This window comes from Acinetobacter sp. 25-47-130 (assembly GCF_056779705.1).
On sequence record NZ_JBWYII010000001.1, the window covers coordinates 449,092 to 465,105 of the forward strand.

A 16,014-nucleotide genomic window follows, 5' to 3' on the forward strand; every position below is an offset into this window, starting at 1 on the left:
ATGAATTTAACCTATGAAACACTGCAATCCGCCGATCAATCTGTCATTCAATTTGCTTTATATTCACGGCAGCTTTTATTTCCAGAACTGTATGGTGCTTGTATTCCAAAAGATATTGCCCAGTTTGAGCAGTACTATGTGGACAGTCCTTTAGGCTGTTTTATCGTGGTCAAAAATCAAGCCAAAATTATTGCAACGATTGCTTACCGTGCCTATGACGGACGTTTTGATTTGGATATTGCTGAAGGTGCTGTTGAGGTGGTCAAACTTTTTGTACTGCCTGAATATCGTCGACAAGGCATTGCCACGCAACTGTGTCAGTTATTATTTACACATGCCGAGCAACACGGCATAGAAACCTTGTATTTGCATACACATCCCTTTTTACCTGCAGCGGAGCAATTTTGGCGTTTACAAGGTTTCGACGTGATTAAACGCGAGTGGTTAAAAACTTACAATACCATTCATATGTTAAGAACTATAAAATCTGATCATCGATTTTGAAATTTAGCCATAAGCTTAATTATTTATATAGATTATAGCTAAATACTGAAGTAATCAGTCTAGATCGTCCAAAGCATTTGAATAGAATTTCACACCTATTTTGATGCGATCACGCCCTTGGCTCATACGCCAACGATTAGAATCACGTAAGGAATAGACGCAACCACAATATTCCTGTTGGTAAAACTCCTCTTTTTTGCTGATTTCGAGCATACGCACAGCACCACCATTCTTACGCCAGTTGTAATCCCAATAAGTTATCCCTTCATAATGTGAAGCTGAACGATGACCACAGTCGTTGATTTGCTTCATATCTTTCCAACGGGAAATACCAAGCGAACTACTTATTAGACTGAAGCCATTTTCAGCTGCATATAAAGCTGTACGTTCAAAACGCATGTCAAAACACATAGTACAACGAATGCCTTTTTCAGGTTCATTTTCCATACCTTTGGCGCGTGCAAACCAATTGTCTGTATCGTAATCACAGTCGATAAAAGGAATGTTATGTTTTTCGGCAAAGCGAATATTTTCTTCTTTACGAATTTCATATTCTTTGACAGGATGAATATTGGGGTTATAAAAAAAGATCGAAAAGTTGATGCCTGATTCAATCAGGGTTTCCATCACTTCACCCGAGCATGGTGCACAGCAGGAATGAAGTAGAAGTTTGTCGTGACCTGCTGGGAGAGACAGTTTTTGACGTTCAAGTTTGTTTGACATGGTTATATAGGTTTAAATTTAAACCCTATATTTTAAAGATTGAGTTGATAATTAAACCTCTAATAAGCTGATATTTTCTAAGGTTAGGTTGAGATAAATTCACTTGAGCACCATTTGAGTGAACGGAATCGCATCCGTATACCAGTGATCTACTCATTAACTGCATGGATAAGTTAGCTCATCTATTCTAAATCGCTTTGAAATAGCGAATATGCTTTAACATGAGGGATTCTCATCTTAAGCTGAATTTATATCGTTTTACTCACTTTATTATTCACGTTTAAATACAGCCATTCAGAAATTTAGTTTCTTATAAAATTTTAGGTGGCAATCTCCATGAGTACAGCATTTGAGTGTTCAATTAAACGTATCCGTTTTGATGAAAACTATACGCCAGCAGAAAGTACACGTTTGACTACAAACTTTGCTAATTTGGCTCGTGGTGAAAGTCGTCAGGAAAATCTGCGCCGTACACTTGCGATGATCAACAACCGTTTTAATAGCTTGGCGACTGTCGATAATCCTAAAGGTGATCGCTATTCACTTGAGATCGACATCATTTCTGCAGAAATTGATATCGAAGGCAATGGACAAACTTTCCCATTTATTGAAACACTGAAAAGTGTGGTGATTGACCACCAAACAGGTGAACGTATTGAAGGTATGATTGGCAATAGCTTCTCATCTTATGTGCGTGATTATGACTTCAGTGTGGTATTGCCTCAGTTGGGTTGTGGCGTGGGTGAAAAACCTGAAGATTTTGGTAATCTACATGGCAAATTGTATAAACATCTGGTGAATTCAGCAGTATTTAAAGCAGAATTCAACAAAGAACCGGTAATTTGCTTAAGTGTTTCAACCTCTAAAACCTATTACCGTACCACCAACGTACATCCTATTTTGGGTGTGGAATACAAAAATGATGAATATTCACGTACCGATGAATATTTTGCCAAAATGGGCTTACGTGTACGTTATTTCAAACCTGAAGGTGGTAACGCACCACTCGCATTCTATTTCGCTGGAGATTTACTTCGTGATTACACTGATTTTGAATTGATCAGTGCGATTGCAACTATGGAAAGCTTTCAAAAAATCTACCGTCCTGAAATTTACAATACTAACTCACCAGCAGGCGTGGAATATAAACCAAGCTTAAGCTATGGCGACTACTCACTAACTCGTATTGTTTATGACCGTGTAGAACGTGCTGAGTTAGCAGTCAAACAAGGTAAATGGACAGAAGAAAATTTCATTAAGCCTTATCAAGACATTTTAAATGAATGGGCTGAAAATTTCGAAGTCGAAACAGCTGCTTAAAACATCCAATTGATATACAGATTCACGAATTTAGAGAAAGAAGATTAGACATGGCACTTACACCACCGAAATTATTACTCCCAACTTCAACTGCGGGTAGTTTACCGAAACCATCTTGGTTAGCTGAGCCTGAAAAACTATGGTCTGCATGGAAACTCGAAGGGGAAGAGCTTCTTGAGGCAAAACGTGATGCATTGAAATTATCATTACATGAGCAAGTCACTGCTGGTATTGATATCGTGAGTGATGGTGAACAAACCCGTCAGCACTTCGTCACTACATTTATTGAGCATCTTGAAGGTGTGGATTTCGAAAAGCGTGAAACCATGCGTATTCGTAATCGTTATGATGCAAGTGTACCTTCTGTTGTGGGCGAAGTTTCTCGTAAACAAGCGGTATTTGTTGAAGATGCGAAATTCTTGCGTAGCCAAACCAATCAGCCAATTAAATGGGCGTTGCCTGGTCCAATGACCATGATTGATACTTTATTTGATGGTCACTACAAGAGTCGTGAAAAATTGGCTTGGGAATTTGCCAAAATTTTAAACCAAGAAGCTTTAGAGCTTGAAGCAGCAGGCGTGGATATTATCCAATTCGATGAACCGGCGTTTAACGTATTCTTCGATGAAGTAAATGATTGGGGGGTACCAACCCTAGAGCGTGCACTTGAAGGTTTAAAATGTGAAACTGCGGTTCATATTTGCTACGGTTACGGTATTAAAGCCAATACCGATTGGAAACAAACTTTGGGTAATGAATGGCGTCAATACGAAGAGTCATTTCCGAAGCTACAACAATCTAAGCTCGATATTATTTCGCTTGAATGCCAAAACTCACGTGTGCCAATGGATTTGATTGAATTGATTCGTGGTAAGAAAGTCATGGTCGGTGCAATTGATGTGGCAACTAATCAAGTTGAAACCCCAGAAGAAGTCGCGAATACCCTGCGTAAAGCTTTGCAATTTGTGGACGCGGATAAGCTTTATCCATCAACGAACTGTGGTATGACGCCGCTCTCTCGTCAAGTGGCACGTGGCAAGCTTGAGGCTTTAAGTGCTGGAGCTGCCATTGTCCGTAAAGAGCTAGAAGCTTAATCAAACGTAGTCTTGTATTAATCAGGGCAAATCGTCGCAAGATCATTTGTTCTGTCTAATGTACGACACGTCATATGTATATTTGAGATGAAAGAGATGATTGAAGCAACAGACTTTAGAAATGCAATGTCTTTACTTACAACTGCGGTAAATGTGATTACAACCACAGGCGAAGCAGGGATGCATGGCTTTACTGCATCTGCGGTATGTAGTGTCACAGATACTCCGCCAACACTATTAGTCTGTATGAATCAGTCCTCTCGCTCACATGTACATTTTGTTGAAAATAAAATCTTAGCTGTAAACGTACTGAGTACTCAGCATGAACAGCTTTCGAATGCTTTTGCTTCAAGCAAGCTCAGCTCAGAAGATCGCTTCAGACTAGGTGATTGGATTGATTTAAAAACTGGGTCGCCGATTTTAGAAGATGCTTTAGTCAGTTTTGATTGCGAGATTGAGAATATTCAACAAGTCGGTACACATAGTATTTTTTTATGCCGTGTGACTGCAGTAAAGCAAAGTAATCAAGAAGAAAGTTTGGTGTACTTTAACCGTGCTTATCATCAAGTGGGTCAGTTGGAACACGCTTAACTCAACCCCTTAATCCCTTCATCTTTTTAAAAGTTAGTCTATTGTGGAACTTATAACCTTTTTAATCATCGGTGCATTTGCTGGTTTTGCGGCTGGGCTGTTTGGTGTAGGCGGTGGTACGATTATTGTGCCACTACTATTTATTGTCTTTACCCAAATGGGTTATGATCCTGATGTCATTATGCATCTGGCACTAGGTACATCTTTAGCAACAATCGTTGTCACTTCGATTAGCTCATTAATGGCACACCATAAAAATGGTGCTGTGCTATGGCCTGTATTTAAAAATTTAGCTCCACCCATGGCCATCGGCTGTTTTGCAGGTGCTGGAATTGCTGGTTTGTTACCGGGATTACATCTTCAAATCATGGTCGGCTTATTTTTGATTTGGGTGGCGTATACTATGTTTACAGGCTCGAACAAAGCAATTAATTCAACAATGACTCTTCCTTCATCAAGTCAGCAAGTTGCAGCAGGTAGTGTCATTGGGATTGCATCGGCACTCTTTGGAATTGGTGGTGGTAGTCTGACCGTTCCATATCTGAATCGTTATGGGGTGGTGATGCAAAAGTCTGTCGGTACATCTGCTGCTTGTGGATTACCAATAGCTCTAGCTGGTGCTATAGGGTTTATGGTTTTTGGTATGACTGCTGAGATCAATGTGCCGAATACCATCGGGTATGTTCATATTTATGCTTTCATTGGCATTAGTGTGATGAGTTTTATAACAGCAAAATTTGGTGCCAAAACTGCACATACCTTATCGCCAGCAATGTTAAAGAAATGTTTCGCTGTCTTGTTGGTTATCATAGGAAGTATGTTCCTTGTAAAAGGATTGATTTAATTTCACCCAAATGTCTTATCAGCCTAGATAGCTCACTTAATGTAGGCTAAAGCGAAGATTTTAATATGTCCCTAGAGGGATCATAATTTGAGTTTTTTCCCATATGATCGAACTAAAACATTTGAAAATGCTATTGGCTTTGAGAGAGCATGGCTCTTTAGTCGCTGCAGCGAGTGATCTCTGCATTACACCTTCAGCCGTATCTCATCAGTTACGTGAGCTTGATCAGTGGATGGGGGTTGAAGTCGTCAACCGCAAGACGAGACCAATTACTTTTTCTAATGTTGGCTTAAGACTGTTGCAGTTAGCGGATGAAATTTTACCGCAAGTTCAGATTGCTCAAAGCGATATCACGCGTATTATCCATGGGCAAACTGGTAGAATTACATTTTCTTCAGAATGCCATAGTTGTTTTGATTGGCTCATGCCGATATTAAATCAGTATCGAAACCAATATCCTGATGTTGATTTAGATTTTGCATCAGGGTTTGAAGCAAATCCTCATGAATTGCTACAAAATGGCGAATTTGATTTGTTGATTACTGCAGACCCAATTGCATTAAAGGGAGTTGAATATTTCCCAGTATTTGAATATGAATCACGACTTGTTTTATCTACAACACATCCTTTGGTACGTGCAAAAAACATTACTGTTCAAGATTTAGCTGAAGAAACGCTGATTACATTTCCAGTAGACAAACATCGTTTAGATATCATGTCGAAGTTATTCATTCCTGCAAATATTCTTCCAAAAAATATTCGAACGACAGATCTGACCCAGATGCTGATTCAGTTAGTCGCAAGTGGGCGTGGAATTGCTGCTTTACCAGATTGGGTGGTAAACGAATATGAAACCAAAGGATGGGTCACTTCACGTCGCCTAGATTGCGTTGCACCAGAGGGGTTAAGGCGTACTTTATATGCAGGTTTTCGAACTGAAGATAAGGAAAAAGATTATTTCGATTCATTTATAAAAAAATTAGCTAAATTTTCAGAATCAAGAAAACTTTATTACATGTAAGAAAGTTTAATCATTCTGAATAAAGTGAAGATTGAACCTCGAATGAATCTTCATATTAATAATGAGCAAAGTTAAGATGAAAATTAGATAGTCGCTATTATTTGTATGAAGACGAATTTTTTGCTTTTGATTATACTTTTTTAACTAAGATTGATGTCTGACATCGAGACATTGGACTCATCATCTGTTTGTAGAAAGTAAACGATTTGATCTCAGCCCATTGTCCACTATTTTGGTCATTTATCTAAGTGGTTTTTTAATTATAAAACTCAATACATTATAAATTTAAGATTATATCCATGATACAACTCATACCTTCATTTTCAGTCTCAGACTATCTCAGCTTATTTTCGATTATCTGTACGACGCTTATAGGTATCGTCGCTGTCTTTTACGGTCGAAAAACGTATTTTGTGAGTCTGAAAAGTTTTAATGAAAATAAAAATTTATATGAGGCTGCATCTTTTTACATTCGAGAATTTATCTCTGTAAGCCCGAATAAAACAATAGATCCTTTTTTGAAGAAAATTGCCAGTGATCAACTTAATGGCGGTGTCGAGATTCCTTCATTTTTAACCGATATACTTATACGCAAATATGCAGATTACTATTTTTACTTAGTGAAGTCCCTTCGCACTACATGGAAATTTTTTAAAGTTGAAAATGGAGAAATTCAATGTATTTATTCAGAACGGGAATTAGTCTTTAAAGGGTTAGCGTATGGTGCTCTATATACCGTCACCGGTTCCTTAGCTTTTTTTATATTTTCAAATTTTACTTGGTTTTTAGCTCGTTATACCTCAGATAGCGCATTAAACACAGGGATGACTTTAATCATTTTACTTGTATTTCTTTTGTTCGTAGCACTTGGAAGCTTAGTTATGATTTTTAAGTTAATCACTGTGCGTGATATCAATCAGAGTCTAAACCTACTTAAGCAATCAGAAAATAACCGCTCAAAACAAACAAAATAGAATCATGTGTTAGCTTTTTTCTTTGCACAAGAAAATTGCACGCAGGTTAATTTCGGTGCTTACCGAGTATTCTTTACTCCGACTGATTCAACAGGTTTACTTGAATTAAATTCTGTTCAATACAATCAGCTCTAAGAGAAATGTTATATATCAAGCGACAGTAATACTAAAATACAAAAAAGTATTACTTTGGCACAGCCTTTGCATCTATCTACATCATCATAAAGTGATCTAGGGTTCCGATACATGAACAATCATGTATGTCTGCGACCGAGAGTTCACGGCTTAAGTTGCAAGCTCAAGCTACACGGAGGGATAAAAGCCCGGGAGGTAAACCGTAGAAGATTGGGATGGATGCATATGAGCACAATAACTTATCACGAAGATCAAGTCCTTTGGACGGAACGTTTACCGGGTGGACACCACTGGTCAGCACGTATTCAGCGTGGCGCAGTATTACAACTCAAAGCCTTAGGTAAAAATGCCAATGTGGCACTGTACTGCATCAATAGCGAAGACAAGCTCGAACGCTACAACATGCCAGACAGCTTAAAAGGGCAACATACGGCATTTTTAAGTACAGGACATATCCTTGCATCTGACCTTGGTCGCGCGATGATCTCTATCGTCAAAGATGACCATGGCTGGAATGATGCATTTTGTGCACCAAGTACCGCACAACAAATTGAACAACAATTTGGTTCAAAAACCTTTCAAGATGTACGCAACGACATGTACCGTAACGGCAAAGATTCGTTATTGCTTGAAATGACCAAGTTTGGTTTATCTGCAACAGACCTCAGCAGTACTTTAAATTTGTTTTCTAAAGTTCAACCGGATGACCATGGCAATCTCAGCTATGTGGCATCTGACAATACGAATCAAGTGATTGAACTGCGCTTTGAAATGGATTGCTTGGTGTTTTTATCCTCTGCACCGCATGCTTTAGACACCAGCACAGAATATGCACCTGCCGATGTTCAATTGTCTTTATACAAAGCACTTCCTTTAAGCGACAGCGATGTATGTCGTGATTCATGCCCGCAAAATCAGCGTGCATTTCAAAACAATACTCGTTACTACGCACTCAGCGCTTAATTGGGAGAATACAACATGACTGCACTCGTAAAATTAGAAAAATCAGTTTTAAGCGAAGTATGTCCTGCTGGTGAAGCATGGATGTGCGAAGTCAAAAAAGGGCAATATTTCCGTATTGTGGATTTAGAAGGCAACCAAGCGGTGGATACGCTGTTTATCTCGGCTTCAAACCCTGAAGAGCGTTATAGCGCAACTGATACCTTAGCGATTAATCAACAAATCTATTTAGAAAAAGGTACAGCTTTATACACCAACTTTGGCAACAAAATTGCCATCATTCATGATGATAACTGCGGTCGCCATGACACCTTAGGCGGTGCTTGTTCATGTGAAAGTAACACCGTTCGTTATGCACATGACAAATATCCAATGCACAGTTGCCGTAACAATTTCATGATTGCGCTGTCTCAGCATCCAATTGCCAAAAAACACGGCTTAAACGTGCGTCACATCGGTCCAAATATTAACTTTTTTATGAATGTGCCCGTGACCTCTGAGGGGCATCTAAAGTTTGATGATGGTATTTCTGCACCGGGTAAATATGTGGAAATTAAAGCGGAAATGGATTTGATCGTGCTGATCTCTAACTGCCCACAATTGAATAATCCTTGTAATGCCTATAACCCAACCAAAATTCAATTGATCATCCGTGAAGGCGAGGACGCATAACCATGACTAAAAAATATGGATTGAATAAAGTTCTAATCGCCAACCGTGGTGCAATTGCGTGTCGTGTTATCCGTACTCTTAAAAAATTAGGTATCCAATCGGTTGTGGTCTATTCAGAAGCGGATCGTGATTCACTGCATGTGACTTTGGCTGATGAAGCGGTGTATATCGGTGAAGCACCTGCCAGCCAAAGCTATTTAAATGTCGATAAAATTTTAGAGGTGGCTAAACAAACCGGTGCACAAGCCATTCATCCGGGTTATGGTTTCTTGTCTGAAAATGCTGAATTCTGTGACTTATGTGAATCACAAGGCATTGCATTTATTGGTCCAAACTCTGCGCAAATGCGTGCTTTTGGTCTTAAACACACGGCACGTGAACTGGCGATTCAAGCCAATGTGCCGTTGTTGCCGGGCAGTCAGCTCTTAGCTGATGAAGCTGAAGCACTGCTTGAGGCCAATCGTATTGGCTATCCAGTGATGCTGAAAAGTACTGCCGGTGGCGGTGGGATCGGCATGCGCTTAGTTTGGAACGAAACAGAGCTGAAAGATGCTTATGCAACGGTGTCCTATTTAGCGCAAGCCAACTTTAAAGATGCTGGTTTGTATTTTGAGAAATTTGTGCAACATGCCCGTCATATTGAAGTGCAAATTTTTGGTGATGGCCAAGGGCAGGTGATCGCACTCGGTGAGCGTGATTGTTCGGTACAACGTCGTAACCAGAAAGTGATTGAGGAAACCCCAGCACCGCATCTCAATGATGAACAACGTGCCTACATCCAAAATGTTGCCATTCAACTGATGCAATCGGTGAACTACCGTTCTGCAGGTACGGTTGAATTTGTGATGGATACCGACACACAAGAATTCTATTTCTTGGAAGTGAACACCCGTCTACAAGTGGAACATGGCGTGACAGAGCAAGTCTTTGGTGTGGACTTGGTGGAATGGATGGTGACATTAGCCAGCGGTGACTGGAATGCACCAACTAAAAAATTGGAATCTAATGGTCATTCGATTCAAGTGCGTTTATATGCGGAAGATCCAATTAAAAACTTCCAACCCAGTGCAGGTTTACTGACACATGTTGAGTTTGATCCTAATGCCCGAAATGAAACATGGGTGGAAACAGGCTCGAATGTATCGTCATTCTATGACCCGATGATTGCCAAAATTATTGTGACTGCGGACGATCGTGCTTCTGCGATTCAAGCCATGACGCATACTTTGGCGAAAACCTCAGTTGCGGGGATTGAAACCAATCTTGAATATCTACAAAACATCATCGACTGTGAAGTGTTTAAAGCCGGCACACAAACCACACGCTTCTTAAATACCTTTGAGTGGAAAACTCAAAAGATTGAAGTGCTACAAGCCGGCATTCAAACCGCCGTGCAAGATGTCATAGGTCGTTTGGGCTACTGGGATGTCGGTGTGCCACCATCCGGCGCGATTGATCCATTATCACTCAATGTTGCGAACCAATTGCTTGGCAATGCGTATAACACTGCAGGCTTAGAATGTACGCTACAAGGTCCAACGTTAAAATTCCATTGTGACAGTCAAATTGTGCTTGCCGGTGGCGATATGCCATCAACACTAGATGGCGAAGCTGTGCCAATGTGGCAAACCATCAATGTGCGTAAAGGTCAGATTTTAAAATGTGGCGAAATTACAACAGGTTGCCGTACTTATATCGGCATCAAAGGTGGTCTGAATGTGCCTGAATATCTCGGCTCACAAGCGACTTTTACCTTGGGTCAGTTTGGTGGTCATGCCGGGCGTAACTTACTGATTGGCGATATGCTTCCAATTACGGCATTTACAAGTGATGAAGTGAAAAGCCTTGCGCCTGAACAAGTGCCGTCATTTAGTCATGAATGGGAAATTGCGGTGATGTATGGCCCGCATGGTGCACCTGATTTCTTCACCAAAAATGATATTGATACCTTCTTTGCCAATACTTTTGAAATTCACTTTAATTCAAGCCGGACCGGTATCCGTTTAATTGGTCCAAAGCCTGAATGGGCACGTATCGACGGTGGTGAAGCAGGTCTGCATCCATCCAACATTCATGATAATGCCTATGCGATTGGTGCCATCGACTTCACGGGTGATATGCCGATTATTCTCGGTCCAGATGGTCCAAGTCTCGGTGGTTTTGTTTGTCCTGCAGTGGTGATTCATTCCGAACTATGGAAACTCGGTCAGCTTAAAGCCGGTGATAAAGTAAAATTTGTCCCTGTGAGCTATCACCAAGCCAAACTTTTAAATGAAAAATATCATGCGCAATTAGAGGCTTCAGATACAGAAGCTGTCGCATTTGATGAGTCGTTCTATCCTGAACTCGCAACCTTAAAAAATGCGATTCTCGATACCTTAAAAGGTGAAAATGGCGCGCCTGATGTGGTGTATCGTCCTGCCGGCAATAACTACATGTTGGTTGAATATGGCGAGTTGGTGCTTGATCTAAACTTACGTTTCCGTATTCATGCTTTGATGCAATGGGTACAAAAGCAAAATATTCAGGGCATTATTGATCTGACACCGGGTATTCGTTCGCTACAAATTCACTTTGACTCATTAAAACTCGATCAACTGGATTTACTGTGTTTATTACAAGTGGCAGAAACTGAACTACCTGATGTGACCGAGATGCAAGTCCCATCACGGACTGTATATTTACCACTGGCTTGGGAAGATTCACAAACGCAACTTGCCACCGAACGCTATATGCAAACCGTTCGTCCAGATGCACCGTGGTGTCCGGACAATATCGAATTTATCCGTCGTATTAATGGCTTGAAAGATAAACAAGCCGTAAAAGACGTGGTGTATAACGCAAGTTATTTGGTCATGGGTTTGGGTGATGTCTACCTAGGTGCGCCTGTCGCAACTCCACTTGATCCACGTCAGCGTTTGGTCACCACTAAATATAATCCTGCACGGACTTGGACACCTGAAAATGCTGTCGGTATTGGCGGTGCATATATGTGTGTCTATGGTATGGAAGGTCCGGGCGGTTATCAGTTTGTCGGTCGTACCACACAAATGTGGTCACGTTACCGTAAAAATGCCGACTTTGAACAAGGCAAACCGTGGTTACTGCGCTTCTTTGACCAAATTAAATTCTATGAAGTCTCTGAAACTGAACTGATGCAAATGCGTGAGGACTTTAAAGCAGGTCGCTTAAAACTTCGTATTGAAGAAGGTGTATTGAACTTAAAAGAGTACAACGACTTCTTAACTGAAAACCAAGAGTCCATTTCGGCATTTAAGTCTGTGCAACAAGCCAACTTTGATGCAGAACGTCGTCGCTGGCATGAAGTAGGTCTTGCAGAATATGTTTCTGAAAGTTTAGATGCTGTGGATGATGGTGAAGGAGTGGAAGTGCCTGAAGGGGGCTGTGCGGTGGAATCGCATATGCCGGGTTCAATTTGGAAAATTGAATGTCAATCAGGCGATATTGTGGAAGAGGGAGCGACGCTTGCAGTGATTGAAGCAATGAAGATCGAGATTCCGATTATTGCGCCTGAGCGTATGAAAGTTGAAGCGATTACCATTGAAAAAGGGCAAACTGTGAAAACAGGGCAGGTGTTGTTTACGTTGGTGCCAGTGGCTTGATGAAATAGCAATAAAACGACCGTTCGTAAGGGCGGTTTTTTATTTGAAAATTAAATGTTTATATACTAATTTGTCTAAATTATACTCATAGAACTTGGCAATGAAGATATCTGAAAAATTTAACATAAATTTAGATCAAGCATCTCTCGATTTTGTAGATATAGATTTAGATACAGATTTATTAGTTTTTATTGATCCGACAGCATTAAAATCATTAGAGTCTCCGTGGGGACATAAATGTGCAAGCCAAGTTCAACAATTTTTTCAGACAGTCCTAGATCACATACACAATAATAGACACGAAGATGCTAAGGCACTTTTATGTAATCTTAAAGAAAGAAACGAATTTCACATTGGATTTTCTTCAGGAAAGTCTAGAGGGTCTGCTTTTGGAAATATATCTGCTGATTTAGTGTGGAATGCACTTTGTCAAAGTAAAGCGGCATCGACTGGATTAGTTAATGACATAGAAGATACGTGTTTATCAATTGAAGGAATAGGCTCTGACATGATTTCAGATGCTATCTGTAACATCATCAGACCCATGCTCATAGAATACACTCACGATATGTGTGAGTACTACGGTATTCCTTTAACTCAAAATGTTAATTCAGGTCCGATTTGGAATCCAGTAACTAAGCTATGGAGTGAATATCCCGTTGCTCTGCCATTATCAGATGGTGACGTTTTTTTATTAATACCAAAAAATATTGTCAGAAGGAAAATTTCCTATGATTATCAGGAGTATTATAGACATTACATATTGCCTGAATTGCAAATAGAACATATTCGACAAGGTTCGCCTTTAGTACATTATGTAAAAAAGACAGGTGCTCCAAAAGTTTATAAAACTGATTTGATAAATTTATATGGTGACTCAAAACAATCAGGAATTGAACTAACTATTGGGCGTGAGCATATTTGGGAAAAGTATAAAACTGATAAAGAACTAAACCCAATACCGCCAATTTCAAATGATTCTTTTCTAGAATTGCAGCAGCAACCATCAACTGATTGGGATGCTTTAATCACTGAGTTAATGAATGTGCCAAAAGGTACAAAAGATGCTGATAAATATGAAAAAGTTATTGAAAAGATATTTTCAGCACTTTTTTATCCAAATCTAACGTATCCCATTAAACAAGCTAGATTACATGAAGGTAGAAAAAGAGTTGATATTCAATATTCTAATGAAGCTAAAGATGGTTTCTTTTCATGGATTAGTATTCATCAACCATGTAGTTATATTTTTGTCGAATGTAAAAATTATACAAATGAGGTAGCAAATCCAGAAGTAGATCAATTAGCAGGAAGATTTTCGCCAAGAAGGGGAAAAGTAGGTTTACTTGTTATTCGGGATTGTGAAAATCAAGAATTACTTGATAACAGATGTAGAGATACAGCACAAGATGATAGAGGATTTATGATTTCTCTAACTGATCAAGATATTATTAGGCTAATCACAGATTATAGAACAGCATCTCCATTTAATTTGGAGCGGCATGAATATCCATTACTTCGTGAAAAATTCAATAATTTAGTGAGTTAAGTACCTTAATGAATATTTTTAAAAGACCAAATAACTGGTCTTTTAAAAGGTCTCTAAAGTGGTCATTATTTGTCTGTTATTTGCATATCTAGGACATTACCAAGATGAACAATATTATTCATTAACGCTTTGTCACTATTTTTACCGATATCTCTCAACAAAATAGAATTCGATGATGGGTAAAAAACTTGAAGACCTCATCAGGGAGCGTAGTCCTGAAAGTCAAAAGCGAATTATGGAAAATGCAAAAATAATTTTGAACGATTGTCTTTCGGAAGATGCGGATTTAACAAAACTAGCAGAAAAAGCTAAAGGGCAAAAAACGATTAAACTCACTTTAGACGAGCTAAGAGCTTGCGTTCACAAAAACCTCGCTTAAAAATTTCGATAAAGTCAATCTGCAAATTGCAGAACAATTTATTTGTAAGCTCGAAATCATTTTAGAAAATCCCAAAAATCACGAGCAATAAACTTAGTAGCTCAGTCGATTTATACAAAGTGAAATTGAGATCGGCAGGCGATTTCTTGGTATATCAAGTCATTGATTCAAAAATTGTGGTATTGGTTTTAGATATGGACAGCCGTGATACGATTTATAAAAAAATTATAATTATTTCAAACTCTCTTTATGCTCTTGTCCCCAAACCGCCATTTGCACCATTAACTTTTCTAGGCCACGACCTGATGGCGTCAGATCATACATTGAGGTCATTTTACCCGTGGTTTCATCAAGAGACTCAATTTTTTCAACAACATTATTTAATTCAAGTTCTTTGAGCTCTTTAGAAATCATTCTGGGTGTAATGCCTTGCAGCAGACGTTCAATCTCATTAAAACGGCGTGGCTGTTTAATCATGGTTGCAACAATCGCAAGTTTCCATTTGCCATTAATGACGTTCATGGCATTTTTAAGCGCTACAATAAACATCAAATTACAATGGTCATCTTCGCTTAATGTTTCAGCATTCTCTTTCATAAAATCAGCCATCTATCCTCTCATCTCGTCATAAAATTTAGTCAAATGAAATCCTAAATTCACTATACAACAGTATAGTGATCTCGTTTTTTAACTCGCCTATAAATTACATCATTGCAAAAATAATCCAAGGTTATTGAATGATTTTAGTTACTGGTGCTACTGGCCATTTAGGGCGAAGTGTAGTGCAACAATTAAAGCAACAGCTACAAAACAATGAGTTTGCTGTATTGGCGAGAAACTTAGAAAAAGCCAAACCTTATGTCAATGAACATATTGAAGTCCGTGAAGGAGATTTCAATCAGCCTGAAAGTTTGATCAAAGCCTTTCAGGGTGTCGACAAGCTACTTCTCATTTCAACGATGGAAATGAATCGCTTTGAACAACATAAGAATGTCATCGATGCTGCGCGTGAAGCAGGTATTCAACATGTGTATTACACAGGTTTGTCCATTCAAAATATTGAAAATTCAGCGGTGAAGGATTTGATGATCAGTCATTTTCAAACTGAAGATTACCTCAAAGCAAGCGGACTGAAATATACACTCCTACGCAACACCATGTATGCAGAAGCGATTCCACAAATTATCGGTGAGGGAGTAATCGATACAGGCATCCAGCTCTCTGGAGGTGCGGGAAAAGTGCCTTATGTGCAAAGAGCAGAGTTAGGAGAAGCAATAGCAAATGCCTTAATTCAAAATGATCATGAGAACAAGGTCTATGAGTTAGTCGGCAGCCAAGCTTATAGTTATCAAGATATTGCTGATGGGCTAAGTCAACTCAAAACAATACCAGTGGAATATCACGATCTCACTGAAGAAGCCTATCAACAGTTCTTAAAAAGAATCGGTTTGCCCGAATTTCTGATCTATCTCACACATGGCACAGTTGTAGATATTAAACATCGACAGTATGAAGTTCAAAGCCAAGATTTAGAACAACTTTTAGGTCGTCCAAGCCAATCACTCAAATCAATGTTGGCGAGTTTATACGCTTAAAGAATTAAAAATATTCACATTTAAACATTA

15 protein-coding genes and 1 riboswitch are annotated in these 16,014 nt (G+C 39.2%); of the genes, 13 read left to right on the forward strand and 2 right to left on the reverse strand.

Going from position 1 to position 16,014, the window contains the following annotated elements; genetic code table 11:
• The gene (locus AC1M83_RS02195; protein WP_481589882.1) at window positions 1-504 is read left to right on the forward strand and encodes a GNAT family N-acetyltransferase; all 504 of its coding nucleotides are present in this window, start codon (window positions 1-3) and stop codon (window positions 502-504) included.
• A 54-nt stretch (window positions 505-558) separates the two neighbouring features.
• Here the strand turns inward: AC1M83_RS02195 and AC1M83_RS02200 are convergent, their stop codons facing one another.
• Window positions 559-1,227, reverse strand: a complete 669-nt coding sequence (locus AC1M83_RS02200) for an epoxyqueuosine reductase QueH (protein ID WP_481589883.1) — start codon at window positions 1,225-1,227, stop codon at window positions 559-561.
• Between the two features lie 336 nt (window positions 1,228-1,563).
• Between AC1M83_RS02200 and AC1M83_RS02205 the strand changes: the two genes are divergently transcribed.
• From AC1M83_RS02205 to AC1M83_RS02255, 11 genes are all read left to right on the forward strand, one after another.
• A complete protein-coding gene (locus tag AC1M83_RS02205) occupies window positions 1,564-2,547 on the forward strand; it encodes a putative oxygenase MesX (protein WP_481589884.1) in 984 nt (327 codons plus the stop codon).
• Between the two features lie 50 nt (window positions 2,548-2,597).
• On the forward strand, window positions 2,598-3,641 hold the full coding sequence (locus AC1M83_RS02210; protein WP_481589885.1) for a methionine synthase: 1,044 nt from the start codon (window positions 2,598-2,600) through the stop codon (window positions 3,639-3,641).
• 96 nt (window positions 3,642-3,737) lie between these two features.
• Window positions 3,738-4,232 carry a flavin reductase gene (locus AC1M83_RS02215; protein ID WP_180027880.1) on the forward strand — a complete coding sequence of 165 codons (495 nt, stop codon included), beginning with the start codon at window positions 3,738-3,740 and terminating at the stop codon, window positions 4,230-4,232.
• A gap of 43 nt (window positions 4,233-4,275) precedes the next feature.
• The gene (locus AC1M83_RS02220; RefSeq protein ID WP_481589886.1) at window positions 4,276-5,076 is read left to right on the forward strand and encodes a sulfite exporter TauE/SafE family protein; all 801 of its coding nucleotides are present in this window, start codon (window positions 4,276-4,278) and stop codon (window positions 5,074-5,076) included.
• A gap of 103 nt (window positions 5,077-5,179) precedes the next feature.
• Complete coding sequence (locus tag AC1M83_RS02225; RefSeq protein WP_180027730.1) at window positions 5,180-6,097, forward strand: LysR family transcriptional regulator; 918 nt, start codon at window positions 5,180-5,182, stop codon at window positions 6,095-6,097.
• A 299-nt stretch (window positions 6,098-6,396) separates the two neighbouring features.
• A complete protein-coding gene (locus tag AC1M83_RS02230) occupies window positions 6,397-7,071 on the forward strand; it encodes a hypothetical protein (RefSeq protein ID WP_481589887.1) in 675 nt (224 codons plus the stop codon).
• Between the two features lie 220 nt (window positions 7,072-7,291).
• Window positions 7,292-7,403: riboswitch (guanidine-I (ykkC/yxkD leader) on the forward strand.
• 28 nt (window positions 7,404-7,431) lie between these two features.
• Window positions 7,432-8,169, forward strand: a complete 738-nt coding sequence (locus AC1M83_RS02235) for an urea amidolyase associated protein UAAP1 (protein WP_481589888.1) — start codon at window positions 7,432-7,434, stop codon at window positions 8,167-8,169.
• A gap of 15 nt (window positions 8,170-8,184) precedes the next feature.
• Window positions 8,185-8,838, forward strand: a complete 654-nt coding sequence (locus tag AC1M83_RS02240; protein WP_481589889.1) for an urea amidolyase associated protein UAAP2 — start codon at window positions 8,185-8,187, stop codon at window positions 8,836-8,838.
• A gap of 2 nt (window positions 8,839-8,840) precedes the next feature.
• Complete coding sequence (uca, locus tag AC1M83_RS02245) at window positions 8,841-12,461, forward strand: urea carboxylase (RefSeq protein WP_481589890.1); 3,621 nt, start codon at window positions 8,841-8,843, stop codon at window positions 12,459-12,461.
• Window positions 12,462-12,561: 100 nt separating this feature from the next.
• Window positions 12,562-14,010 (forward strand): hypothetical protein, encoded by a 1,449-nt coding sequence (locus AC1M83_RS02250; RefSeq protein ID WP_481589891.1) that lies wholly within the window; start codon window positions 12,562-12,564, stop codon window positions 14,008-14,010.
• A gap of 175 nt (window positions 14,011-14,185) precedes the next feature.
• Window positions 14,186-14,389, forward strand: coding sequence for a hypothetical protein (locus AC1M83_RS02255; RefSeq protein ID WP_481589892.1), 204 nt, complete (start codon window positions 14,186-14,188; stop codon window positions 14,387-14,389).
• A 231-nt stretch (window positions 14,390-14,620) separates the two neighbouring features.
• On the opposite strand, the gene AC1M83_RS02260 is transcribed toward AC1M83_RS02255, so the two are convergent.
• On the reverse strand, window positions 14,621-14,998 hold the full coding sequence (locus AC1M83_RS02260) for a winged helix-turn-helix transcriptional regulator (protein ID WP_481589893.1): 378 nt from the start codon (window positions 14,996-14,998) through the stop codon (window positions 14,621-14,623).
• 128 nt (window positions 14,999-15,126) lie between these two features.
• Between AC1M83_RS02260 and AC1M83_RS02265 the strand changes: the two genes are divergently transcribed.
• Window positions 15,127-15,984, forward strand: coding sequence for an SDR family oxidoreductase (locus AC1M83_RS02265; RefSeq protein ID WP_481589894.1), 858 nt, complete (start codon window positions 15,127-15,129; stop codon window positions 15,982-15,984).
• Window positions 15,985-16,014: the final 30 nt, after the last annotated feature.

Bases quoted from the DNA above. Each gene is read 5' to 3' on its own strand.
- AC1M83_RS02195 (WP_481589882.1), top strand. From the start codon at position 1: ATGAATTTAACCTATGAAACACTGCAATCCGCCGATCAATCTGTCATT.
- AC1M83_RS02200 (WP_481589883.1), bottom strand. From the start codon at position 1,227: ATGTCAAACAAACTTGAACGTCAAAAACTGTCTCTCCCAGCAGGTCAC.
- AC1M83_RS02205 (WP_481589884.1), top strand. From the start codon at position 1,564: ATGAGTACAGCATTTGAGTGTTCAATTAAACGTATCCGTTTTGATGAA.
- AC1M83_RS02210 (WP_481589885.1), top strand. From the start codon at position 2,598: ATGGCACTTACACCACCGAAATTATTACTCCCAACTTCAACTGCGGGT.
- AC1M83_RS02215 (WP_180027880.1), top strand. From the start codon at position 3,738: ATGATTGAAGCAACAGACTTTAGAAATGCAATGTCTTTACTTACAACT.
- AC1M83_RS02225 (WP_180027730.1), top strand. From the start codon at position 5,180: ATGATCGAACTAAAACATTTGAAAATGCTATTGGCTTTGAGAGAGCAT.
- AC1M83_RS02230 (WP_481589887.1), top strand. From the start codon at position 6,397: ATGATACAACTCATACCTTCATTTTCAGTCTCAGACTATCTCAGCTTA.
- AC1M83_RS02235 (WP_481589888.1), top strand. From the start codon at position 7,432: ATGAGCACAATAACTTATCACGAAGATCAAGTCCTTTGGACGGAACGT.
- AC1M83_RS02240 (WP_481589889.1), top strand. From the start codon at position 8,185: ATGACTGCACTCGTAAAATTAGAAAAATCAGTTTTAAGCGAAGTATGT.
- uca (WP_481589890.1), top strand. From the start codon at position 8,841: ATGACTAAAAAATATGGATTGAATAAAGTTCTAATCGCCAACCGTGGT.
- AC1M83_RS02250 (WP_481589891.1), top strand. From the start codon at position 12,562: ATGAAGATATCTGAAAAATTTAACATAAATTTAGATCAAGCATCTCTC.
- AC1M83_RS02255 (WP_481589892.1), top strand. From the start codon at position 14,186: ATGGGTAAAAAACTTGAAGACCTCATCAGGGAGCGTAGTCCTGAAAGT.
- AC1M83_RS02260 (WP_481589893.1), bottom strand. From the start codon at position 14,998: ATGGCTGATTTTATGAAAGAGAATGCTGAAACATTAAGCGAAGATGAC.
- AC1M83_RS02265 (WP_481589894.1), top strand. From the start codon at position 15,127: ATGATTTTAGTTACTGGTGCTACTGGCCATTTAGGGCGAAGTGTAGTG.